This window comes from Microbacterium pumilum (assembly GCF_039530225.1).
In the GTDB taxonomy this organism is placed as follows: domain Bacteria; phylum Actinomycetota; class Actinomycetes; order Actinomycetales; family Microbacteriaceae; genus Microbacterium; species Microbacterium pumilum.
This window is the reverse complement of record NZ_BAAAOH010000001.1, coordinates 116,517-137,858: the sequence shown is the minus strand read 5'-3', so window position 1 is coordinate 137,858 and position 21,342 is coordinate 116,517. Positions and strand designations below refer to the sequence as shown.

Sequence of the window (21,342 nt, the reverse complement as noted above, 5' to 3'; positions counted from 1 at the left end):
AGCTTGTCGAAGGGTCGATGTGGCCGCCGGGCGCTTCGACAGGCTCAGCGACCGGCTGGCAGGCTCAGCGACCGGCTGGCAGGCTCAGCGACCGGCTGGCAGGCTCAGCGACCGGCTGGCAGGCTCAGCGACCGGCTGGCAGGCTCAGCGACCGGCTGACAGGCTCAGCGACCGGCTGACAGGCTCAGCGACCGGCTGGCAGGCTCAGCGACCGGCTGACAGGCCCAGCGACCGGCTGACAGGCCCAGCGACCGGCCGGCAGGCTCAGCGACCGGCTGGCGGCGACCGATCGCTGAGCGCGACCGGCACGGGATGCGGGGCGTAATGTTGCGCCCCATATGTCGCCGGCCCGGCCGCGGCAGAGCGCCGCCGCAAGTGCTCCAGCCAACCCGAAAAGCACTGATCAAACGGTCGAAACCATCACGCCACCACACGCGAGCACCTCGCCGTGCGCGCCGAGGATGACACGCTTCGTCTCACGACGACACGTTCCGACACAAACCGCGGCCGAGCCTGAAACGGCGTGCCGATCGTCCGTAGTCTGGCCTCACACCACCGACAGGCAGGATGACGACATGACCGGCGCAGCGGACCTCGCACCCCTCGCGGGTGGCGTTGCTGTGACCGCGGCATCCGCCTGTCTGGTCGCGCGAATGCGCGGTCGCTCTCTCATGCCCGTCGCGGGCTGAGCACCGCCGCGTCCCCCTCTTCTCGCCCCGCACGACCGTGCGCGGGGCCTCCCTCCGCCGACCCCGAACACAGGAGAATCGTGTCCGACATCCTCATCTCGCCCGCCGAGCTCGCCCAGCGCTTGGACGCGGGCGAGCGCGTCCGGATCCTCGACGTGCGCTGGCGCCTGGACCGCCCCGATGGCCGGCCGGAGTACCTGGCGGGCCACATCCCCGGTGCTGTCTACGTCGACCTCGACAACGAGCTGGCCGAGCACGGCGAACCCGGTGACGGGCGTCATCCGCTGCCTTCTCTCGAACGGCTTCAGACGGCCGCGCAGCGGTGGGGCATCGACCCCGGAGACGGCGTGGTCGTCTACGACGACCTCAAGTCGCTGTCCGCGGCGCGCGCATGGTGGCTGCTGACGGATGCCGGCATCCCGCATGTCCGCATCCTCGACGGCTCGCTGCGCGGGTGGACGGATGCCGGCCACCCGCTCGAAGACGGAGACGTCGTGCCCGCCCTCGGGGGCGTGGAACTGTCGCGCGGCCACCTGGCGGCGCTCTCCATCGACGCAGTGGCGGAGCTCGCCGAAGACGGCGTGGTGCTCGACGTCCGGGCGCCGGAGCGCTACCTGGGCGACGCCGAGCCGATCGACCCTCGCGCCGGGCACATCCCCGGCGCACGCAACCTGCCGACGACGGGCAACGTCGATTCCGCCGGCCGCTTCCTCGACTCCGAAGAGCTGCGACGGCGGTTCGAGGATGCCGGTGCCACAGCGGATGAGCCCGTCGGAGTGTATTGCGGGTCGGGCATCACCGCATCCCACGCGTACGTCGCACTCGCGCTCGCCGGCTTCGAGCCGCAGCTGTACCCCGGCTCGTGGAGCCAGTGGTCGAACCACCCCGATCGTCCCGTCGCCACGGGACCTCACCCGGATGACGCGGCCACGGCCGGCGTCCTCGAGAAGGAGCAGTCATGACCGTCGAGTTCATCAGCGCGATCAACGTGCGGGAGGGCGACGAGCTCAACCCCCAGCGTGGCGGCCGTCCGCTCGATCCCGCCTACCTCAAGCGCTACGCGCGCACGCTCGAAGACGCCGGGTTCGACTACACGCTGGTGCCGTACGGCAGCGCGTCGGCCGACTCGTTCGTCGTCGCCACGGCCGTCACCGCGGCGACCGAGCGCATCAAGCCGATCGTCGCCGTACGTCCGAACACGGCGTATCCGACAGTGGCGGCGCAGCAGCTGGCGACGCTCGACCAAGTCTCGGACGGCCGCGCGGTCGTTCACATCATCTCCGGTGGCAGCGATGCCGAGCAGGCGCGCCACGGCGACTACCTCTCGAAGGACGAGCGATACGACCGTTCGGAGGAGTGGATCCGCATCGTCCGCCGGGCGTGGACCGAAGACGCCCCCTTCAGCCACGAGGGCCGCTACTACCGGTTCGACGACTTCGGCCCCGGTTTCCGCCCGTACTCGCCGATCCCGATCTCGGTCGGGGGATCCTCGGATGCCGCCTACCGCGTCGGTGGCGCAGTCGGCGATATCTTCGGGCTGTGGGGGGAGCCGCTCGCCGATACGCGCGACCAGATCAACCGTGTCGCCGAAGCTGCGCGCGACGCAGGTCGCGATGACACGCCGCGCACCTGGGTGACGTTCCGCCCGATCGTGGCCGAGACCGACGAGCTCGCCTGGGAGAAGGCGCACCGCCATATCGCGAAGGTCGCGGAGACGTACGCGAACGCCGGTCTGGTGCCCTTCCGCGCGGGCAAGGGCGCTCCGCAGAATGTCGGCTCGCAGCGACTGCTGGATGCCGCGGCCCGCGGTGAGATCCACGACCGCGCCCTGTGGACCAAGCCCGCCGAGGTCACGAACGCCGGAGGCGCCTCGACGGCGCTCGTCGGCAGCTACGAGACCGTCGCGGCGGCGATCCTCGACTACGTCGACCTCGGCGCCGACCTGATCTCGATCCGCGGCTACGACAACCTCAACGACGCGATCGATTACGGCCGCTACGTGCTGCCCCTCGTCCGCCAGGAGCTCGCGCACCGCGAGGCCACCGGCATCCGGGGCGAGGTCGTGCCGCAGCCCCCGATCGTCGAAGGCGTTCGCGCGTGAGCACGGCGGAGGCCGTGGGCATCGCTCGTCCCCGTCGAGACGCCGAGACGCTCGCGGCGGTGAGGAACGAACTCGCCGAGCGCGCGCCGAAGCACGATCGAGACGCCTCATTCCCGTGGCCCGGCATCACCGCGGTGCACGAAGCGGGTCTGCTCACAGCCTCCGTCGGCGCCCGCTACGGCGGGCAGGGCGTGTCGGCGCGCGAGACCGCCGACATCTTCCTCGCGCTCGGCGAGGGCGACCCGTCGGTGGCGCTCATCACCGCGATGACCGTCGTGCAGCACGCGCTGCAGTCGGCGGCACCGTTCTGGCCCGAGGAGCTGTACCGCACCGTCCTCCGCGACTCGGCCGAACGCCCGCAGCTGATCAACGCGATCCGCGCGGAACCTGAGCTCGGCGCCCCGGCCCGTGGCGGGCTCCCCGCGACCGTCGCCCGGCGCACGGCCGACGGCTGGTCGGTCTCGGGGCACAAGGGCTTCGCCACGGGTTCGGAAGGTCTGGCGTACCACCTGGTGTGGGTCGTCACGGATGAGGCCGACCAGCGGGTGGGTCACGTGATCGTTCCGGGCGACTCCGCCGGCATCCGGATCGAGCGCACGTGGGATCACCTCGGCATGCGCGCGAGCTCCACCCACGACGTCATCTACGACGACGTGCGCGTTCCGTTCGAGAACTTCAACGGCGCGCCCGTGGGAACGGTGCCGAACAACGGCGGGGCCCTCGGGGCCTTCGCCGTCGCCGTGCCCGCGCTCTACGTCGGCGTCGCGAAGGCGGCGCTCAAGGCATTCGTCGAGTTCACACGCAACCGCGTGCCGTCCTCGCTCGGGCGTCCGATCGCGACGCTGGAGCGCATCCAATCCGTCGCGGGCGAGGCGCAGGCGCAGATCGTGCAGGCGGAGCTCGTCATCAGCGCGGTGGCCGCGCAGGTCGACGACGGTCGCTCGGATGCCGCATCACTCGGTCTTGTGAAGCTCCTCACCTCGCGGAGCGCGATCGACGCGGTGCAGGGTCTCGTCGCAGCGATCGGCAATCCCGGACTCACCCGCAGCCTGCCGTTCGAGCGGCACCTGCGCGACGTGCTCTGCGCCCGGCCGCACCCGCCGCAGGATGACGCGGCGATCGTCGCGGCCGGCCGGGCCCTTCTTCTTTCCTGACCCCGAGCGCGTTTCGTCTCGCGTAGTCCCGCACTGAGCGGGCGAAGCGAGTCGAAATGTCGCTCAACCACCGTTGATCCGCAACACCGAACAGCACGACCCAACAGAGAGGCACCACCCACCATGCGTACGACCCACCGATACCGAACCCCTGCGCTCGCCGCGCTGGCCGCGGCATCCGTCGTCATGATGGCGGGGTGCGCCACCGGCGGAAGCCCGTCTTCGTCTGCGGCGCCGGAGAACGACCCGGTCGCCGGAGGCGAGCTGACGATCGAGTTCTGGCCGGACAACGCCGCCTTCGCGTGCGTCGATCCGTTCCAGACCTATTGGATCGAGCACCGCCAGGTGATCCGGAACGTCGCGGACTCGCTGACCGACCAGAACCCCGAGACCGGCGAGATCGTTCCCTGGCTCGCAACGGACTGGGAGATCAGCGGCGACGCCCTCACCTACACCTTCAATCTGCGTGACGACGTCACGTTCAGCGACGGCACCCCGTTCACCGCCGACTCCGTCGTGCTGGCGCTCCAGAGCGCGAAGGACACGCTCGAGGCGGTGCCCGGTGCGTACGGCGGCGTCTACATCGCGGGACTCGACTCGGCGACGGCCGTTGACAGCGACACGGTCGAAGTCCACTTCGCCACCCCGAACGCCGCCTTCCTGCAGGGAACGTCGACGACCAACCTGGCGATCCTCGCCGCATCGTCGTATGACGCGACGCCCGAAGAACGCTGCCTCGGGGATGTCGTGGGCTCTGGTTCGTTCGTGCTCGACCAGTACACGCCCGGCGACGGCATCGACCTGTCGAAGCGGGACGGCTACAACTGGGCGAGCGAGCTGAACGACCACCAGGGTGAGGCATACCTCGACGCGGTGCACATCAACTACGTGGCCGAAGACAGCGTGCGCGTCGGCAACCTGGCAAGCGGCGCGAGCGACATCGCGTGGCCGCGTGCCCCGTTCACACCCGAGGACTCGGCGCTGCTGACGTCGTCGGGGGCGACCATCGAGAGCCGATCGCTGCCGGGACCGTCATCCGCCTACTACCCGAATGTGAGCGAGGGTCACATCCTCGCCGAGAAGGCGGTGCGTGACGCGCTGCAGATCGCGATCGACCGCGAGACGTATGCGGCGACGATCTACGGCGAGGACTACCCGGTCGTCCAGGGTGCGTTCGACACGACGACCCCGTTCTTCGTCAGCCAGGCGGATGCTCTCGCCTACGACCCCGAGCGCGCCGGCGAGATCCTCGACGACGCCGGGTGGGTACTGGAGGACGGCGCCGACTACCGCACTCGCGACGGCGAGACGCTGAGCCTCGTGGCCCCCATCACGGCCGAGACGCCGGGCGATGTGCTGCTGCAGGACCAGCTCAAGCAGGTCGGCATCCAGCTCGTGCTGTCGGTATACCAGCCGGCCGACCGGGCGACGATCACCGCCGAGGGCAAGTACGACCTGCTCGCGACGTACTACACGCGCGCCGATCCCGGTGTGCTGGCGTGGATCCTCGATGAGCGGGTTGCCGGGTCGAAGGCGTTCGCCGCGAACGCGCAGGAAGCCGAGACCGCCAAGACGGTGCAGCAGCTGTTCGACAACGGGGTGCAGGAGACCGATCCCGAAGCTCGCGCGGACTACTACGCCGAGCTGCAGGAGCTCCTCATCTCGGACGGGATCTCGTTCCCCATCTTCGAGCGGGTGCAGCTCGCTGCCACGGCCTCGGACGTGCACGGATTCCGCTTCACCAGTGAGTCCTTCCTGTCGTACTACGACATCTGGAAGAGCGGGGAGTAGCTCTCATGTCGAAGTACGTGCTCCGGAGGATCGGCCAAGCGGTGCTTGTGCTGTGGGCGGCCTACACGGTCACCTTCGCGATCCTCTACCTGCTGCCGGGCGATCCCGTCGCCCTGATGCTGTCGGCCAACAACATCGAGGTCGACTCGCTCACGGCCCAGGAGAGAGAGGTCGCGGCGGCCCGGCTCGGGCTCGACCGGCCCCTCTGGGAGCAGTACTTCGGCATGCTCGGGGCGGCGCTGCGCGGCGACTTCGGAACCTCCTTCGCCAAGGGGATCCCGGTCACCGAACTGCTCGCGCAGCGCCTTCCCTCGACCCTCGCACTGAGCGTGGTGGCGGTCGTCCTCGCACTCGTCTTCGGCGTCGCGATCGCCCTGATCGCGACGTGGCTGCCCCGCGGGCGGGTCTCGAACCTGCTGCGCCGAGTGCCCGCCGTGGGGGTCAGCGTTCCGAACTTCTGGATCGGACTGCTCCTCATCCAGGTGTTCGCGTTCACGCTCGGCTGGTTCCCGGCGATGGGCAGCGAGGGCTGGCAGAGCTACGTGCTTCCGGCAGTCACGATGGCGATTCCGACCGCGGCCGTGCTGGCGCAGGTGCTGACGCGGTCCTTCGACGACACGTTGGGCGAGGCGTACATCACGACCGCGCGCGCGAAGGGACTCAGCAGGTTCGACGTACAGCTGCGCCACGCCTTCCGCAACGCGGCGCTGCCGACGCTCACGATCCTCGGCCTGCTCGTCGGTGCGACCGTGACGGGCTCGATCGTCGTCGAGACCGTGTTCTCGCGCAACGGCGTCGGACGTCTCGCACAGGAGTCCGTGCTGCAGCAGGACTTCCCCGTCGTGCAGGCGATCGTCGTGCTCGCGGCGGCGGCGTTCGTGATCGTGAACCTCGTCGTCGACCTGCTGTACCCCCTGCTCGATCCCCGCATCGCCCGAACCCCGAAGGTGACACGCGCATGACCGATCTGCTCGAGAAGCCCGTCGCACGGGAGACCCCGGAAAGTCCGGCGGATGCCGCAACCGCGACTGCGGCATCCGCACCGCCCGTTCGTCGCGAGCGTCGCGCGGGCAGCCCCGCACTCGCACTGCTGCGACGCCCGGGGGTGATCTTCGCCCTCGCGATCGTTGCGTTCGCGCTGCTGACCGCGGTGGCGCCCCAGTTGTTCGCGACCTACGACCCGACCTCGACCGCGCCTGTCGAACGACTGCAGCCGCCGACCGTCTCGCACTGGTTCGGCACCGACGAGCTCGGCCGCGACCTGTACTCCCGGGTCGTGCACGGCTCAACCCTGACCATCGCCGCCACCGTCCTCGCGATCGGCATCGCCCTCGTATGCGGACTCGCGCTCGGCGTCCTCGCCGGATTCATCGGCGGGACAGTGGATGCGGCAACCATGCGCGTCGTGGACGTCTTCCTCGCCATCCCGGGCCTGCTGCTGGCGCTCGCCATCGTCACCGCGCTCGGGTTCGGCACCCTGCCCGTCGCCATCGCGGTGGGCGTGGGCATCATCCCCGGCTTCGCCCGAACCACGCGCGCCGAAGTGCTGCGCGTGAAGACGCTGCCCTACATCGAGGCTGCGCGCACCGGCGGCGCATCGTGGGGGAGGATCCTCTTCACCCACATCCTGCCGAACTCGTGGGGCCCCGTCGCCGTGCTGGCGGTGCTCGACTTCGGCGCCGCGATCCTCGCCGTGGCCGCGCTCAGCTTCCTGGGCTTCGGCGCGGCTCCTCCCGCCGCGGAGTGGGGCACGCTCATCTCGAACGGCCGCAACTATCTGATCACTGCGCCGTGGGTCTCGCTGCTGCCCGGCCTGTTCGTCGCCGCGGTCGTGCTCAGCCTCAACCACCTGGCGAAGAGCCTCGAGGAGGTGCAGCGATGACCGAGCCGCTCATCGACATCCGGGGCCTCGAGGTCGACTACCGCCGCGACGGCCGCACATCGCACGCGCTCCGCGGGATCGACCTCACGGTGAGCCCGGGCGAACGCGTCGCGATCGTCGGCGAGTCCGGATCCGGCAAGAGCACCGCGGCGCTGGCACTCGTCGGCCTGCTCCCGCACGTCGGGCACGTCGTGGGCGGTTCGGCGAAAGTGGCCGGGGTGGAACTGGCCGGGGCGAGCGAGAAGGTGGCTCGCGGCATCCGCGGGCGCGTCGCGGGTCTCGTCCCGCAGGATCCTACTGTTTCGCTCAACCCGACGCAGCGTATCGGGCATCAGGTCGGCGAAGCGGTCAAGCTGCGCGGGGTTCCGCGGCCACTCGTCGACGCCGCCGTGATCGAGGTGCTCGAGCAGGCGGGCATCGAAGATCCGGTCGCCCGGGCCAGGCAGTATCCGCACGAGCTGTCGGGCGGACTCCGCCAGCGCGTGCTCATCGCGATCGCGCTGGCCGGCCAGCCGGATGTGATCGTCGCCGACGAGCCGACGAGCGCACTCGACGTCACCGTGCAGCGCCGCATCCTCGACCATCTCGACCGCCTCGTACGCGAGCGGGGGATCGCGCTCGTGATCATCACGCACGACCTCGGCGTCGCCGCCGACCGCGCGGACCGGGTCGTCGTGATGCGGGAGGGCAAGGTCGTGGAGCACGGCCCGTCGCTCGAGGTGCTCGCCGCCCCGCGGACCGAGTACACCCGCAGTCTGGTCGCGGCCGCGCCGGGTCTGACGACCCCCGTGCCACCGCCGCCGACCTCGGGCGACACGGCCGTGCTGGTGCGCTGGGAGGACGTCACCAAGGACTTCGCGCTTCCCGCGGGAGGGGCGCACACGACGCTCCGCGCCGTGGACGGGGTCACACTCGAGGCGCGGGCCGGCCGCACACTGGCGATCGTCGGCGAATCCGGCTCGGGCAAGACGACCCTGCTGCGTATCGCGCTCGGTGTCGAGGCGCCGACCAGCGGTCGAGTGGTGTTCGACGGCGTGCCCATCTCGACGCTCAGCCGCCGGGCGGCACGTCCGCTGCGGCGTCGTTTCCAGCTCGTGCAGCAGAATCCGTTCTCGTCTCTCGACCCGCGGTTCGCGGTCGGCCGCAGCGTCGCCGAGCCGCTCGTCGCCTTCGGGATCGGCAATCGAACCTCTCGGCGCGCCCGGGTCGCAGAGCTGCTCGACCTGGTGGGACTGCCGTCGGATGCCGCGACCCGGCGACCCGACGAGCTCTCGGGCGGGCAGCGCCAGCGCGTGGCGATCGCCCGGGCGCTCGCGATCGAGCCCGAGCTGATCTACCTCGACGAGCCCGTGTCGGCCCTCGACGTGTCGGTGCAGGACCAGGTGCTGCGCCTGCTGGCGCGCCTCCAGACTGACCTCGGCGTCGGCTACGTGCTCGTCTCGCACGACCTCGGCGTCGTGGCCCAGGTGGCGCATGACGTCGCCGTCGTCCGTCGCGGCAAGGTCGTCGAACAGGGACCCGCCGAGCGCATCCTCGCCGCGCCATCGCATGACTACACGAAGGAGCTGCTCGCCGCCGTGCCCGGCCGAGCGCTGAGAGTGGCCGTCGCATGAGCCGTTACATCGTGATCGGAGCGGGCGCCGTAGGCGCCCTGCTCGCCGCCCAGTGGACCCTCGCGCGCGTGCCCGCCGTGCTGGTCGCCCGTGGCGAGGCGCTCGAGGTGATCGCGCGCGACGGAGTGCGGGTGCGGCGCCCCGAGGGCGACGACGTGGTCGAGGTGGATGTCGTCGGCTCGATCGCCGAGGCACGGCCGACGCTGTCGGACACCGTTGTGCTGGCGGTGAAGTCGCAGGACGCAGAAGCGGCGATCGCCACGATCGCCTGGGTGCCGCTGGACGACGGTCGCGGCGTCGTCGCGGATCTGCCGATCCTCACCCTGCAGAACGGCCTCGCCGCCGAAGACATCGCCCTGCGGCGGTTCGACCGGGTGATCGGAGTCTCGATCGGCATTCCGGCGAGCCATCTCGAACCCGGGGTGATCGTCTCCCCGGCGCGGCCGGTGATCGGGGTCGCGTGGATCGGCGGGTACCCCGCATCCCTGCCGAGCGAGGAGGAGCGCCACCGGGCGGCGTTCGCGAGTGCACTGTTCGGGGCGTACATCGAGCCCGACATCGCGGCCGCCAAGCGCCGCAAGCTCATCGGCAACCTGCGGAACGTCGTCGGCGTGTTCTCCGCGACGCTCGAGGACGCCGAGCTCGCCGAGCGACTGCTGGCGGATGAAGCGCGCACCGTCTTCGCCGACGCCGGGCTCACGGTGGCGCCGCCCTCGCGCGACGCGTCGCCGCTCATCATCGGCGATGTTCCAGGACACGAACCCGGGCATCTGTCGACGTGGCAGAGCTTCGCGCGCGGGTCGTCCAGCGAGGTCGACTACCTGAGCGGCGAGATCGCGCTCATCGCCCGCCGGCACGAGCTCGAGGCCCCCCTGAACGCTGCAGTGGCGCGCGAGCTCGGCGCGCTCGCCGCTCGCGGCGGCCGACCCGGCGAGGTCGGCCTCCCTCCGGAGTTCGCCTCCGGTGTGCCGGCCCGCACCCGCTCCGCGGTGCGCGCATGACCCTGGTCGAGCTGCCCGCGCTCGTCGACACGGATGCCGCCGCACTCCTCTCCGCGACGACCGACCGGTCGGGCTGGCCGGGTGCCGCTCCTCCCCGCGGGGTCGTGCGGGCTCGAGATGTCGGCGACGTGAGGGATGTGCTCGCCTGGGCGAACGCGACCGGCACATCCGTGATCGCCCGGGGCGGCGGGTCCGGCCTCGCCGGCGCTGCAGCGGGAGTGGACGGTGCCGTGGTGCTCGATCTGTCCGGTCTGGACCGTATCCTCGCCATCGATCCCGACGAGCAGCTGGCACGCGTCGAGCCCGGCGTCATCACCGCCGACCTCGATGCGGCCGCGGCCGCGCACGGCCTGATGTACGCACCCGACCCGGGGAGCGTCAGCATCTCCACGATCGGCGGCAACATCGCGACCAACGCCGGCGGGCTGCGCGGCGCGAAGTACGGCGTCACGCGAGACCATGTGCTCGCGCTGGACGTGGTGCTCGCCGACGGCACGCAGGTGCACGTCGGGCGCGACACGATCAAGGGCGTGACAGGTTACGACCTCGTCGGACTCTTCACCGGCTCGGAGGGAACCCTCGGCGTGATCGTCGGCGCCACCGTGCGTCTGCTGCCGCGGCCGGCACGGACCGCCACCCTCTCGGCCTACTTCAGCGACATCGAGACCGCAGCTCACGCCGTCTCGGCGATCACCCGCTCGGGTGCGCGGCCGGCGGTGCTCGAGATCGTCGACGGACAGACACTCGGCGCGATCGACGCCGTCGAGGGCACCGACCTGCGCGTCCGTGGTGAGGCCTTCCTGCTGGTGCAGACGGATGGTTTCGGCGCGGAGGAGGAGCTCGCGGTGATCGCCGCGGCGCTCGCGCCGTTCGCGGCACTGGTGGAGACGGCGACGGATGCCGCAGCATCCGATCGTCTGCTCTTCGCGCGCCGGCGCGCCCTGCCGGCGCTCGAGGCCATCGGGCGCCCGCTCATCGAGGACGTCGCCGTGCCCCGCTCGCGGCTCGCCGAGGCGGTGCGTCGCATCCGTGCGATCGCCGAAGAGGAGAACGTGCGGATCTTCGTGTTCGGGCATGCCGGAGACGGCAACCTCCACCCGATCATCGTGACCGAGTCCGAGCCTGCGGGCGCGCCGATTCCGGCGGCGGCCCAGCGCGCGGCCGACCGCATCTTCGCGCTGGCGCTCGAACTCGGAGGCACGATCACGGCCGAGCACGGCGTCGGACGCCTCAAGCGCGAGTGGGCGGCGCGAGAGCTCGGGGCCGACGTCCATGCCCTGCAGACCCGTATCCGCGACCTGTTCGACCCGCGCGGCATCCTGAACCCCGGCAGCAGCCTCTAGTTCGTCCGTGCCGATCGAGGAGCGGTGCGCCACCGCTCCGCTCCGTCCCGAACCCGCTCATTCGCATCGAACCCACCCGTTCGACCGAGCCGAACGCATGGGCTGGGTCCAAACGCGTGGGTTCGGCCTGGATCGTCCTCGCGAGCCCGCGTCAGTGCTGGTGCACCGGCACGATGGCATCCTCGGCCAGCTTGAACGCGAGCCTGCCGTGCGCGAACCCGCCGCCGGCACGGATCGCGGTCGCCACCCACGCGGTCTCGGCGAGCTCGGCCTCGCTGGCCCCGGCCCTGACAGCCTTCTGCGCGTGCGAGTCGATGCAGTAGGTGCACTGCGTCGTGATGCCGACGGCGAGGGCGATCAGCTCACGGAACTTCAGCGGGATGTCGCGTCCTTGCGAGGCGAACACGGCACTGTCGAAGTCGACCCAGGCGCGCAGGATGTCGGGCGTCTCAGCCTTGTACACGCGGTTGTACGCGCGGTCGCCCTCGCGGTCGAAGAAGTCGCCCATGGTCACTGTGCCCTTTCACCCCGAGGGCGGAGTGCCCGGTACGGACTTGCCACGCTAGCCTCGCCGCGAGAGGCCGCGGCCGTCATTACGCGCCGTGACGCTCGTGTGTCGCCGCATTGCGGCCGCCCCGACGACGCATGTCGCCGTCGGCCTATGGTCGCTTCATGACCATCGACACCGAACGACTCGCTCCTGTGGTACCCGGGACCGAAGACGGCACCCCGCGTCCACTGCGCGTCGTCGGCGTCTCGGGCTCGCTTCACGAGCCGAGCAAGACGACCGCTCTGGTGGCCGCCATCATCGAGGCGGTTGCCGGCCACACCGAGATCGACTCCCGGCTCATCGAGCTCACCGACCTCGGGCCGTCGCTCGCCGGCGCGCTGCGCCGCGAGGACCTGCCCGCGTACGTCGAGGATGCCCTGGTCGACATCGAGACCGCCGATCTCCTCGTGGTCGCCACTCCCGTCTATCGGGCCTCGTTCACCGGTCTGTTCAAGCACCTCTTCGACTTCGTCGGTCAGTACGCGCTGGTGGGTCAACCCGTCCTCGTGGCGGCGACCGGCGGCGGCGAGCGCCACGCGCTCATCATCGAGCACCAGCTCCGGCCGCTCTTCGGCTTCTTCCAGGCGCTGACCCTTCCGCTGGGCGTCTACGCCAGCACGTCGGACTTCGACGGATACCGCCTGCGCGATGACGGAGCGATCCACCAGCGCATCGAGCAGGCCGTTAACCGCGGCCTGCCGCTGGTCGAGCAGGCCGCCCTGCAGCGCGTGTCGCCGTACGTCTCGACCTGGTAGCAGCCGGCTGGCGCAAGCATCGGTCCCTGAGCCTGTCGAAGGGCGGATGGGGGAGCTGAACGACCGTCTGCCAGCGCCGAAGAACAACGATGGGCGGGGATCCGCAGACCCCCGCCCAACGTCGTTCGGCGTGTCAGCCGTTTCGCGCCTTCAGCTCGCGCCCGTGGACGGTCAGCGCGTAGATGATCAGGATGTCGATCGTCAGGATGATCAGCGACAGCCACGGCTGCGCGCCGAGGAGTGTCAGCTGGCCGACCGCGTTGAGGATCACGAGGATGATCGCGACGACGCGAGCCCACGTCATCCCCCGGTACAGCGCACCGGCCACGAGGATCAGCACGATACCGGAGAGGATGTGCCACCATCCCCACGAGGCCACGTTGACCGCGAACAGCCCTTGTTCGGTGATCACGAGTGTGGAATCGGGCCCGATGATGGCTGCGAAGCCGAAGACCAGGTCGAAGACGCCGGCGATGAGCAGCAGCACCGAGGCGAAAACGCCCCAGCCTGCCCAGCCGGTCACGGTGGTGTCGGTCATGTGGGGGAACCTTCCTATCGGGCGGCGTGCGAGTTCGCCGCGGCAAGGCCGAGTCTGGCCCTGCTTTCACCGAGCCGAATCACCCCACGCGGATGATCCGCCAAACCGGGCACCCGCCGTCATCCGCGAGAACACATGCTCTCGGCGAGCCGACGCATCGTGGCGCACCGGCAGGTGTCGCCTCGCCGAATACATGTGCTCTCGCGAGGAGCGGGGGCGAGCGGCTTCCCTCACCGCTTGCGCGTGGGGCGGTCCTCCCCACCGGACGGCGCGACCGTCACATCGAGGCGCTCCTGGCCGAAGTGCGACGACCACGCGCTGGTGAGGCCCTTCGCGGCATGCGTCGCGGCGCGGACCGCGCGCTCATCCGCCCACGAGTTCAGCCGGTGGCCGGAGTGTCCGCGCACGTGCTCGAGCACGACATCCGGCAGACCTGCCGCGCGTCGCGAGTCGCGGGCCACGATCAGCTCCTCGAGCAGGTCGCGGTTCTTCGTGGGCTGACCCGTCGATGTCTTCCAGCCCCGCCGCCGGTGGCCGTCCATCCACGTGCGATACGTGTTGATCGCGTACATCGAGTCCGCCTGCACGACCAGGTTCTCGACTTCCGGATGGTCGGTGATCGCGCGCAGCAGACCGAGCAGCTCGCCGATGTTGTTGGTGCCCTGCGGCACTGAGCCCGCAGCCCAGTGCCCGTCCTCGGCGACCCACGCCCAGCCCGCCGGACCGGGGTTGCCTTGGCACGCGCCGTCGGTCGCGACGATGTAGGGGAGAGGTTCAGCCACGGCCGCAAGGCTAACGCGCCGCGTGAAGGTTCCGGTTCAGCGGGACCGCGTCGATGCCCGACTACGTCAACGACGGAACGGTCACGTCGTTCGCGCTATGGAACCCGGCTGATGTCGGTTACCTGGCCTCCTACGCGGCGAAGGCGCTCATCGAAGGTGACATCACCGGCGCTGAGGGCGACGAGTTCGACGGTGGGAAGCTCGGCTCGTACACGGTCGGGGCCGACAACATCGTGCTGCTCGGCGACCCGTACGTGTTCGACAAGGACAACATCGGCGACTTCAACTTCGGCTGACGAGCTGAGGCACCCGGTCCGCTTCGGCGGACCGGGCGCTTTCGTGCCACCGAGCGCCGTACTGAGCGAGCGAAGCGAGTCGAAGTGACGAAACGCGCCGAACCTGACCGGATCGCCGGGTTGTCGGCGTTTCGTCTCGCTTCGCTCGCTCAACGACCGGGGTCAGCCAACGACAGCGGCGACCAGCACCGCACCCAACCCCACCACGCCGACGGCCAGCGCGACAGCCGCGAGGCCGATCAGGGCCCGGGCATCGGGCAGCGCGACATCCGGCTCAGTGACAGCGGCCTCGGTCTGCCGGTATCGCCGGCGGGCGGTCATCCACAGTGCGCCGGCGGCGACCAGCCCGGCGAGTCCGGGAATCGCCCAGAGCGGGTCGCCGAGTGCTTCGGGAAACAGCCGCAGCGAGATGAGCGATCCGACCGCGAGGGCGAGGGCCGTGCGGCGCCATGCGAGCTCGGTGCGTTCGGGCTGCAGGCCGGGGTCGCGCGGCGACAGCTGCGTCACAGGATCACGGCGAGCAGCACGAGCGCACCCGCGAGCGTCACGGTGACGACGAGCATCGGACCCAGCAGCGAAGCGGGCAGCGGCATCCCCTCTCGCATGGCACGTTCGGTGCGCATCCGGTTGGCCCACGCCAGCGCCGGCGTGAAGACTCCCGCGATGACCAGCACGAGGGATGCCGCGAACCGCAGCTCCGGGTGCAGATCGAGTCCGAGCACCTCGAGCGCCACGCCGCCGGCGAGCAGCGCCAGGCCGGTGCGGATCCACGCGAGGAAGGTCCGCTCGTTCGCCAGGCTGAACCGGACGTCCGGTTCGGTGCCGCGTTCGTACACGGATCGGGGGAAGCGGGTCATCGGCAAGCCTCGCGTCGACGGTGCGGCCGAGGCCGCCGGTGGTTGATTCTCTCACCGCGCCCGATACCGTGGAGTGACGCAAGGAGGGGCCGTGACCGCAGATGTGCCCGACGGGGCTCCGCCCCGAACCCCCGGCTCGCCGGCGCAGGAACCCGACCGCATGCACGCCATCTCGCCCGAGACGAAGGCGACCGTCGACGAGGTGCTCGACTATGCCCGCAGGCGAGCCGTCTGGGAGGACATCCCGCTCGACAAGCCCCTGACTCCACGAGACCTGTCGCGCCTGGCGGCGGGCTCGATCACGGCGGCGGGCATAGGGGCGCGACGCGCGACATCCCTGTTCGAGAACGTCCTCGCACCGGCGTGCGTGACGACCGACCACCCCGGCTACCTGTCGTTCATCCCCTCGGCTCCCACGAAGGCCGCCATCGCGTTCGACCTCGTCGTGTCGGCGTCGTCGATCTACGGCGGTTCGTGGATGGAGGGTTCGGGCGCCGTCTTCGCAGAGAACGAGGTGCTGCACTGGCTTGCGGCCGAGTTCGGCCTTCCGGCGGGCGCCGGCGGCGTCTTCATGCAGGGCGGCACGATCGGCAATCTCTCGGCGCTCGTGACGGCACGGGATGCCGCACGCCGGCGCAATCGCGAGGCGGGCAGACCCGACCCTGCGCGGTGGGCCGTCGTCTGCAGCGCGGAGGCGCACTCGTCGATCACGTCCGCGGCGGCCGTGATGGATGTCGACGTCGTCGCCGCACCGCCCGGCGACGACGGACGCCTGCACGGCGGCGCCGTCGCACGCGCGCTCGATGAGAACGCCGAAGCCGTGTTCGCGGTTGTCGCCACAGGCGGTACCACGAACTTCGGGATCGTCGACGACATCGCCTCGATCGCCGCCGAGACGAAGGCGCGGGAGGTCTGGCTGCACATCGACGGCGCATACGGCCTCGCGGCCATGCTCGTGCCACGGATGCGTCCGGCGTTCGCCGGAGTCGAGCTCGCCGATTCGCTGATCGTCGACCCGCACAAGTGGCTCTTCGCCCCGTTCGACGCCTGCGCCCTCATCTACCGCGATCCGGCCGGGGCGAAGCTCGCGCACACCCAGAAGGCCGAGTACCTCGACACGCTCACCGAGACGGCCGACTGGAACCCGTCGGATCTCGGCATCCAGCTGACTCGCCGCGCCCGCGGCCTGCCGCTGTGGTTCTCGCTCGCCACCCACGGCACCGACCTCTACCGCGCGGCGATCGACCACGGGATCACCCTCGCGCAGCAGATCGCCGACGAGATCACGGCGCGCGCTGGACTGTCGCTGGTGCGCGATCCGCAGCTTTCCGTCGTGGTCTTCCGGCGTGAGGGCTGGACGCCGGCCGACTATCAGCGGTGGTCGGACGGCCTGCTCGAAGACCAGGTGGCCTTCGTCGTGCCGAGCTCGCACCGCGGCGAGACCGTGCTGCGCTTCGCGATCATCAGCCCGCTCACGACGTACGACAGGCTGGTCGACATCCTCGACACGCTGGCGTGATCGTCACGCCGCGCAAGTCTGACATCCTGGACCATCGGCGCCGCCCAGGGGGTGTCGCCGGCAATGCACTAAGGAGCGCACATGGCGGGCAGATTCGACCTCGAGACGACGACCCTGGGAACGCTCCTCGACGATCCGGACGCGCGCGCGATCATCGTCGAGCTCGTCCCGGAGCTGCCGGATCACCCGATGATCGGATTCGCCAAGGGGATGCCGGCCGCGGCCGTGCTCAAGATGGCGGGCGGCCAGCTGCCGGCCGATACGCTCGAGCAGCTGAAGACTCGCATCGCCGCGCTGTGACGCGCGGCGTCACTCCTCCGCTCGGGCGAGCTCGGTCAGCCGCCGTTGCCGCATCGAGAGGAACAGCGGGAACGTGAACGCGAAAGCCGTGATCGCGGCACCCACGACGTAGAGCCAGCCGAACCGCATCCGCAGCCGCCTCGCCTCGACGATGATGAAGATGCTCCCGGCGATCGCGGCGACGAGAAGATCGATCGTGAACGACGACACGGCCGCGCCGCTGGTCACGAGATCGCCGACATAGTCGCGCAGCTGGATGATCGCGATCACGTTGAACCACCACGTGCCGATCAAGCCGGCGATCGCGAGACCGAGGTAGACGAACGCGAGTGGACTCCAGTGCCGTGTCATGACTCGATTGTGCGCGCTCCGGGCTGACTCGTCGGGATCCAGACGCGCATCGTCGAGGGACCGCGGTTGGCCCACGAGTGGTACGGCACAAGGGGGATCGGGATGTCGGCGCCCGCCGTCGACGCGTCGGCGTCGCCGTAGGGCCACTCGGTCGAGGGCGAGGTGCGCACCCGAAGCGTCGCGGAGACCTGTCCGTTCGCATCGCTCGGCGGAGCGCTGGGCACGATGACGATCTGGCCGACATCGTCGACTCCGAGCGGTGCGAGATCCGTCGACTCCAGGGCGAGAACCTCCGGCCCCCGCTCGACGGCTACGCAGCCGCGGATCGCGTCGATGCGGGGATCGGGCCACGTGATCCTGGGCGTCACGGGCAGGTGCAGCTCGACCACGTCGCCGGCGCGGAAGGCCCTGGTGACATCGAACCGGCCGGGCGCGGCATCCCGCGTGTCCGTCTCGCCGGCGCTCGTCACTCGCACGCTTGCCCCGTGGGCCCACGCCGGCACGCGCAGGCCGAGGGTCCACTCGCCCGGTGCATCGTCCACGATCGAGATGCGGACGACGCCGTCTTCGGGGTAGTGCGTCGACATGTCGAATGCCACCGCACGCCCGTCCTCGAGCGTGGTGCGGATCGTGGCAGACGCATACTGGTGCACCTGGACGCCGAACTCGTCGGCCGTCGCGACGTAGGCGTCGAGGCTCGCCAGCGTGCGCGCGACGTTGGGTGGGCAGCACGAGACCTCGAACCACGGCGCGCGCAGCGACGATGACGCCCGCGGCGAGGTCTCGTCGGGCTCGGCCGGTGTGCCCGGTACGCGCTGGTGCAGGGTGTTCGCGTAGTAGAACGCACGGCCGTCGTCGTTCGGCGAGGTCGCCACGACGTTGTACAGCGTCCGCTCGATCAGGTCGGCGTACTGCGGATCTCCGTCGGCGAGCAGCAGCCGCCATGCGAACATGATCGAGCCGATGCCGGCGCACGTCTCGGAGTAGGCACGGTCCGGCGGCAGCTCCCAGTCCTCGCCGAACGCCTCGTCCTGGTGGTGCGAGCCCTGGCCACCGGTGATGTAGGTGCGGCGCGCGATCGTGTTCTGCCACTGGACCTGAAGAGCTGCGAGCAGCTCGGTGTCGCCCGTGTCGACGGCGACGTCGGCGGCCCCGGCCGAGAGATAGTTCGCGCGGACCGCGTGGCCGCGGAGGATCGTCGCATCGCGGACCGGGATGTCGTCCTGGAAGTAGGACCGGCCGAACTCGATGTCGGCGAGGCTGTGCTTCCCGTGACGCTCGATGAACAGCTGCGCCTGCCGCGTGTAGCGCGGCTCATCCAGCGCCCGACCGAGCTCGGCGAGTCCGACTTCGACCTCGGCGTGACCGCAGATCGACTCGTTCCCGCCCTCGCCGAAGACCTCGCACACCAGGTCGGCGGCCCGCCGTGCCACCTGGATGAGGCCGTCGTCTGCGTCGGGGCGGGTGCGGTATCGGGCCACGGCTGCCTGGAACAGGTGGCCGAGACAGTACAGCTCGTGTCCCCACTCGAGGTGCGACCAGCGCGGCTCCTGCCCCGGCCGCCCGAATCGGGTGCTCAGATAACCATCCGGCTCCTGCGCTCGCGCAACACGGTCGACGACCGCTCGGAACCGGGTCTCGAGCGCATCTTCGCCCGTGCGTCCGATCTCCCAGGCCGCTGCCTCGAGGTACTTGTAGATCTCGGAGTCCGAGAACTCCCGTCCGCGGCGGCCCTCGGGCAGCGTGCCGTCGGCGGCGCGATCGAAGTTGCCGATCCAGCCCTCGGACTCGAGCCGGTGCTCGATGTGCGCCAGCGTCGCCGTGCCGTTCACGCGCTGACGCTGAGCCCAGAATCCGTCGGTGATCCGGACCTCGTCGAGTCCGAGGGGCCGCAAGCGGCCGCCCGCGGGAACCACGGGGGTCGCCGGTGTGGTGGTCGAAGTCATCGTCATCCCTTGAAAGCGCCGGACATGAAACCGCGGACATAGTGCCGCTGCAGAACGAGGAACAGCACGATGCACGGCACTGCGAGCACGACCACGCCGGCCTCGGTCGCGCCGTAGTCGATGACCCCCTGCACCTGTACGCGCAGGTTCGCAACCGCGAGGGGGAGCGTCATCTTGTTCGTGTCGGTGATCAGGATGAGGGGCGCGAGGAAGTCGTTCCACGCCGCGAGGAACGCGAAGAGCCCCACCGTGATGAGTCCCGGCTTGACCGCCGGCAGCAGCACCCTCCACAGGGCGCCGAAGCTCGAGCATCCGTCGACCATCGCGGCTTCGTCGAGCTCGCGCGGAACGGACTCGAACGAGATGCGCATCATGAACATCGCGAACGGCAGCTGGAACATGGCGAGCACGATCGCGACACCCACCAGGGAGTTGCTGAGACCGACCGCGTTGAGGATCACGTAGAGCGGGATGAGCAGCGTGGCGTAGGGGACCATGAGGATCGCGAGGGTCGTGAGGAACAGCAGGTTCTTGCCCGGGAACGAGAACCGAGCGAACGCGTAGCCGCCGAGCAGCGAGACCACCAATGTGAGAAGCACCGTCAGCAGCGAGACGAACAGTGAGTTCGCCAGGTACACCCAGATGCCCGCCTGGTAGTCGGCGAGGGCGACGTAGTTGCCGAAGCCCCAGCGATCGGTCTGGCTCGTGCCCGCGCGCGGCTGTACCGACGTGATCGTCGTCCAGATGAGCGGATACAGGAAGATCACCGCGAGGGCGGTGGTGAAAACCCAGTACGGGATGCCGAGCACGATCCGCATGCCGGGGGACCGGCGGTGACCGGCCGCTGTCGATGCGACGCGCAGGACGTCGGTGGGAGTGAGGGTGCTGTTCGAGGTCACGGTGAGCCTTCGCCTCCGTCAGTTCTCGTCCGGGCGGCGGAACGCGCGCAGCTGGAAGATGTTGATCACGATGAGCGCGATCAGGACGATGACCGACAGTGCCGCGGCGATGCCGAGGTTGTTCTGGCCCTGGAACGCCACGTTGTAGATGAGCTGGACGATCGTCATCGTGCTGTTGTCTGGCCCGCCCTTGGTGAGGATGTAGAACTGCTCGAATGCGAGCAGCGAGCCGGTCACGCACAGCACGATCGTGAGCGCGAACGTGGGCCGCAGCAGCGGCAGGGTGATGTCGCGGAATGTCTGCCAGCGGGACGCCCCGTCGATGTGGGCGGCTTCGTAGACGTCATCCGGGATGCCCTGGAGTCCCACCAGCATCAGCAGCATGTAGAAGCCGGCGTACCGCCAGACCACGAGGAACACGGTCGACCACAGTGCCCCCTCGGGAGTGCCGAGGAAGGTGAAGCCCCATGACTGCATCAGGTCGGCGAAGGGTCCGGCGTAGGGGGAGTACAGGACGTAGAAGAGGAGGGATGCCGAGGCCAGCCCGAGTGCGCTCGGCACCAGGAAGGAGGTGCGCAGGAACGACTTCCAGCGGGTCGACTCCTGCACGAGCAGGGCCAGCCCGAGGCCGAGTCCGACGAGCAGGATCGTGGTGATCACCGTGTACTTCAGCGTGAAGCCGATCGAGTCCCAGAACAGGCGGTGCTGCACGGCCTCGGTGTAGTTGTCGGGAAAGTTCGGTCCCTGATAGCCGGCCATGAGCGGCCAGTCCGAGGCCGACATCCGCAGTACGAGACCGAGCGGGATGAGGAAGACGAAGATGACGAAGATCGCCGTCGGGGCGGCGTAAGCCCAGCCGCGCACGGCTTCGCGCCGGGCGCGCGGCGAGCGTCTGCGACGCGACGCGCGGCCGGTGCGCGCGGGGAGGGTGTCGGCGACCATGTGTACTGTCCTTCGTGTCGGGGACCGGGCTGT

At 70.0% G+C, this 21,342-nt stretch carries 21 protein-coding genes and 1 pseudogene; 13 read left to right on the top strand and 9 right to left on the bottom strand.

The genetic code is table 11. The features are described 5' to 3' along the window. The first annotated feature begins 769 nt into the window (after window positions 1-769). From ABD188_RS00610 to ABD188_RS00570, 9 genes are all read left to right on the top strand, one after another. Window positions 770-1,651 (top strand): sulfurtransferase, encoded by an 882-nt coding sequence (locus ABD188_RS00610; RefSeq protein ID WP_344057511.1) that lies wholly within the window; start codon window positions 770-772, stop codon window positions 1,649-1,651. After that, a complete protein-coding gene (locus ABD188_RS00605; RefSeq protein WP_344057510.1) occupies window positions 1,648-2,790 on the top strand; it encodes an LLM class flavin-dependent oxidoreductase in 1,143 nt (380 codons plus the stop codon). The genes ABD188_RS00610 and ABD188_RS00605 overlap by 4 nt, the downstream gene beginning before the upstream one ends. Next, a complete protein-coding gene (locus ABD188_RS00600) occupies window positions 2,787-3,944 on the top strand; it encodes an acyl-CoA dehydrogenase family protein (protein WP_344057509.1) in 1,158 nt (385 codons plus the stop codon). Before ABD188_RS00605 ends, ABD188_RS00600 begins: the two co-directional genes overlap by 4 nt. Window positions 3,945-4,067: 123 nt before the next feature. Then, a complete protein-coding gene (locus ABD188_RS00595) occupies window positions 4,068-5,735 on the top strand; it encodes an ABC transporter substrate-binding protein (protein ID WP_344057507.1) in 1,668 nt (555 codons plus the stop codon). A 5-nt stretch (window positions 5,736-5,740) separates the two neighbouring features. After that, on the top strand, window positions 5,741-6,697 hold the full coding sequence (locus tag ABD188_RS00590) for an ABC transporter permease (protein ID WP_344057505.1): 957 nt from the start codon (window positions 5,741-5,743) through the stop codon (window positions 6,695-6,697). Beyond that, window positions 6,694-7,617: an ABC transporter permease gene (locus ABD188_RS00585; RefSeq protein ID WP_344057503.1), complete on the top strand. Its 924-nt coding sequence runs from the start codon at window positions 6,694-6,696 to the stop codon at window positions 7,615-7,617. Before ABD188_RS00590 ends, ABD188_RS00585 begins: the two co-directional genes overlap by 4 nt. Further along, complete coding sequence (locus ABD188_RS00580; RefSeq protein WP_344057501.1) at window positions 7,614-9,230, top strand: dipeptide ABC transporter ATP-binding protein; 1,617 nt, start codon at window positions 7,614-7,616, stop codon at window positions 9,228-9,230. Before ABD188_RS00585 ends, ABD188_RS00580 begins: the two co-directional genes overlap by 4 nt. Continuing rightward, a complete protein-coding gene (locus ABD188_RS00575) occupies window positions 9,227-10,231 on the top strand; it encodes a ketopantoate reductase family protein (protein ID WP_344057499.1) in 1,005 nt (334 codons plus the stop codon). The genes ABD188_RS00580 and ABD188_RS00575 overlap by 4 nt, the downstream gene beginning before the upstream one ends. Next, on the top strand, window positions 10,228-11,574 hold the full coding sequence (locus tag ABD188_RS00570; protein ID WP_344057497.1) for an FAD-binding oxidoreductase: 1,347 nt from the start codon (window positions 10,228-10,230) through the stop codon (window positions 11,572-11,574). Before ABD188_RS00575 ends, ABD188_RS00570 begins: the two co-directional genes overlap by 4 nt. A 151-nt stretch (window positions 11,575-11,725) precedes the next feature. Here ABD188_RS00570 and ABD188_RS00565 read toward each other — a convergent pair whose 3' ends face one another. Beyond that, complete coding sequence (locus ABD188_RS00565) at window positions 11,726-12,082, bottom strand: carboxymuconolactone decarboxylase family protein (protein ID WP_344057495.1); 357 nt, start codon at window positions 12,080-12,082, stop codon at window positions 11,726-11,728. 164 nt (window positions 12,083-12,246) lie between these two features. Between ABD188_RS00565 and msuE the strand changes: the two genes are divergently transcribed. After that, window positions 12,247-12,879, top strand: a complete 633-nt coding sequence (gene msuE, locus ABD188_RS00560; protein WP_344057493.1) for an FMN reductase — start codon at window positions 12,247-12,249, stop codon at window positions 12,877-12,879. Window positions 12,880-13,012: 133 nt separating this feature from the next. On the opposite strand, the gene ABD188_RS00555 is transcribed toward msuE, so the two are convergent. Both ABD188_RS00555 and ABD188_RS00550 read right to left on the bottom strand, forming a co-directional pair. Then, window positions 13,013-13,417, bottom strand: coding sequence for a DUF7144 family membrane protein (locus ABD188_RS00555; RefSeq protein WP_344057491.1), 405 nt, complete (start codon window positions 13,415-13,417; stop codon window positions 13,013-13,015). A gap of 230 nt (window positions 13,418-13,647) precedes the next feature. Continuing rightward, the gene (locus ABD188_RS00550) at window positions 13,648-14,199 is read right to left on the bottom strand and encodes a ribonuclease H family protein (RefSeq protein ID WP_344057489.1); all 552 of its coding nucleotides are present in this window, start codon (window positions 14,197-14,199) and stop codon (window positions 13,648-13,650) included. 53 nt (window positions 14,200-14,252) lie between these two features. Here ABD188_RS00550 and ABD188_RS00545 point away from each other — a divergent pair. Then, window positions 14,253-14,495, top strand: a pseudogene (locus tag ABD188_RS00545) (rhamnose ABC transporter substrate-binding protein); the annotation flags it as partial. A 162-nt stretch (window positions 14,496-14,657) separates the two neighbouring features. Here the strand turns inward: ABD188_RS00545 and ABD188_RS00540 are convergent. Both ABD188_RS00540 and ABD188_RS00535 read right to left on the bottom strand, forming a co-directional pair. Next, window positions 14,658-15,002, bottom strand: a complete 345-nt coding sequence (locus tag ABD188_RS00540) for a DUF202 domain-containing protein (protein WP_344057487.1) — start codon at window positions 15,000-15,002, stop codon at window positions 14,658-14,660. Beyond that, window positions 14,999-15,352: a YidH family protein gene (locus ABD188_RS00535; protein WP_344057485.1), complete on the bottom strand. Its 354-nt coding sequence runs from the start codon at window positions 15,350-15,352 to the stop codon at window positions 14,999-15,001. Before ABD188_RS00535 ends, ABD188_RS00540 begins: the two co-directional genes overlap by 4 nt. Before the next feature lie 160 nt (window positions 15,353-15,512). Between ABD188_RS00535 and ABD188_RS00530 the strand changes: the two genes are divergently transcribed. Both ABD188_RS00530 and ABD188_RS00525 read left to right on the top strand, forming a co-directional pair. Beyond that, window positions 15,513-16,871 (top strand): pyridoxal phosphate-dependent decarboxylase family protein, encoded by a 1,359-nt coding sequence (locus tag ABD188_RS00530; protein WP_344066778.1) that lies wholly within the window; start codon window positions 15,513-15,515, stop codon window positions 16,869-16,871. An 81-nt stretch (window positions 16,872-16,952) separates the two neighbouring features. Then, a complete protein-coding gene (locus tag ABD188_RS00525; protein WP_344057483.1) occupies window positions 16,953-17,171 on the top strand; it encodes a hypothetical protein in 219 nt (72 codons plus the stop codon). Between the two features lie 9 nt (window positions 17,172-17,180). Here the strand turns inward: ABD188_RS00525 and ABD188_RS00520 are convergent, their stop codons facing one another. From ABD188_RS00520 to ABD188_RS00505, 4 genes are read right to left on the bottom strand one after another with little or no spacing between them, the layout of a single operon-like run. Continuing rightward, the gene (locus tag ABD188_RS00520) at window positions 17,181-17,522 is read right to left on the bottom strand and encodes a DUF2834 domain-containing protein (RefSeq protein WP_344057481.1); all 342 of its coding nucleotides are present in this window, start codon (window positions 17,520-17,522) and stop codon (window positions 17,181-17,183) included. Further along, window positions 17,519-19,474: a glycoside hydrolase family 127 protein gene (locus ABD188_RS00515; protein ID WP_344057479.1), complete on the bottom strand. Its 1,956-nt coding sequence runs from the start codon at window positions 19,472-19,474 to the stop codon at window positions 17,519-17,521. Before ABD188_RS00515 ends, ABD188_RS00520 begins: the two co-directional genes overlap by 4 nt. Beyond that, complete coding sequence (locus ABD188_RS00510; RefSeq protein WP_425561309.1) at window positions 19,471-20,367, bottom strand: carbohydrate ABC transporter permease; 897 nt, start codon at window positions 20,365-20,367, stop codon at window positions 19,471-19,473. Before ABD188_RS00510 ends, ABD188_RS00515 begins: the two co-directional genes overlap by 4 nt. A gap of 18 nt (window positions 20,368-20,385) precedes the next feature. Beyond that, complete coding sequence (locus tag ABD188_RS00505) at window positions 20,386-21,309, bottom strand: carbohydrate ABC transporter permease (protein ID WP_344057477.1); 924 nt, start codon at window positions 21,307-21,309, stop codon at window positions 20,386-20,388. Window positions 21,310-21,342: the final 33 nt, after the last annotated feature.

Coding starts and splice junctions, on each gene's coding strand:
- ABD188_RS00605 (WP_344057510.1), top strand. CDS start 1,648: ATGACCGTCGAGTTCATCAGCGCGATCAACGTGCGGGAGGGCGACGAG.
- ABD188_RS00595 (WP_344057507.1), top strand. CDS start 4,068: ATGCGTACGACCCACCGATACCGAACCCCTGCGCTCGCCGCGCTGGCC.
- ABD188_RS00590 (WP_344057505.1), top strand. CDS start 5,741: ATGTCGAAGTACGTGCTCCGGAGGATCGGCCAAGCGGTGCTTGTGCTG.
- ABD188_RS00585 (WP_344057503.1), top strand. CDS start 6,694: ATGACCGATCTGCTCGAGAAGCCCGTCGCACGGGAGACCCCGGAAAGT.
- ABD188_RS00580 (WP_344057501.1), top strand. CDS start 7,614: ATGACCGAGCCGCTCATCGACATCCGGGGCCTCGAGGTCGACTACCGC.
- ABD188_RS00575 (WP_344057499.1), top strand. CDS start 9,227: ATGAGCCGTTACATCGTGATCGGAGCGGGCGCCGTAGGCGCCCTGCTC.
- ABD188_RS00570 (WP_344057497.1), top strand. CDS start 10,228: ATGACCCTGGTCGAGCTGCCCGCGCTCGTCGACACGGATGCCGCCGCA.
- ABD188_RS00565 (WP_344057495.1), bottom strand. CDS start 12,082: ATGGGCGACTTCTTCGACCGCGAGGGCGACCGCGCGTACAACCGCGTG.
- msuE (WP_344057493.1), top strand. CDS start 12,247: ATGACCATCGACACCGAACGACTCGCTCCTGTGGTACCCGGGACCGAA.
- ABD188_RS00555 (WP_344057491.1), bottom strand. CDS start 13,417: ATGACCGACACCACCGTGACCGGCTGGGCAGGCTGGGGCGTTTTCGCC.
- ABD188_RS00535 (WP_344057485.1), bottom strand. CDS start 15,352: ATGACCCGCTTCCCCCGATCCGTGTACGAACGCGGCACCGAACCGGAC.
- ABD188_RS00530 (WP_344066778.1), top strand. CDS start 15,513: ATGCACGCCATCTCGCCCGAGACGAAGGCGACCGTCGACGAGGTGCTC.
- ABD188_RS00525 (WP_344057483.1), top strand. CDS start 16,953: ATGGCGGGCAGATTCGACCTCGAGACGACGACCCTGGGAACGCTCCTC.
- ABD188_RS00520 (WP_344057481.1), bottom strand. CDS start 17,522: ATGACACGGCACTGGAGTCCACTCGCGTTCGTCTACCTCGGTCTCGCG.
- ABD188_RS00515 (WP_344057479.1), bottom strand. CDS start 19,474: ATGACGATGACTTCGACCACCACACCGGCGACCCCCGTGGTTCCCGCG.
- ABD188_RS00505 (WP_344057477.1), bottom strand. CDS start 21,309: ATGGTCGCCGACACCCTCCCCGCGCGCACCGGCCGCGCGTCGCGTCGC.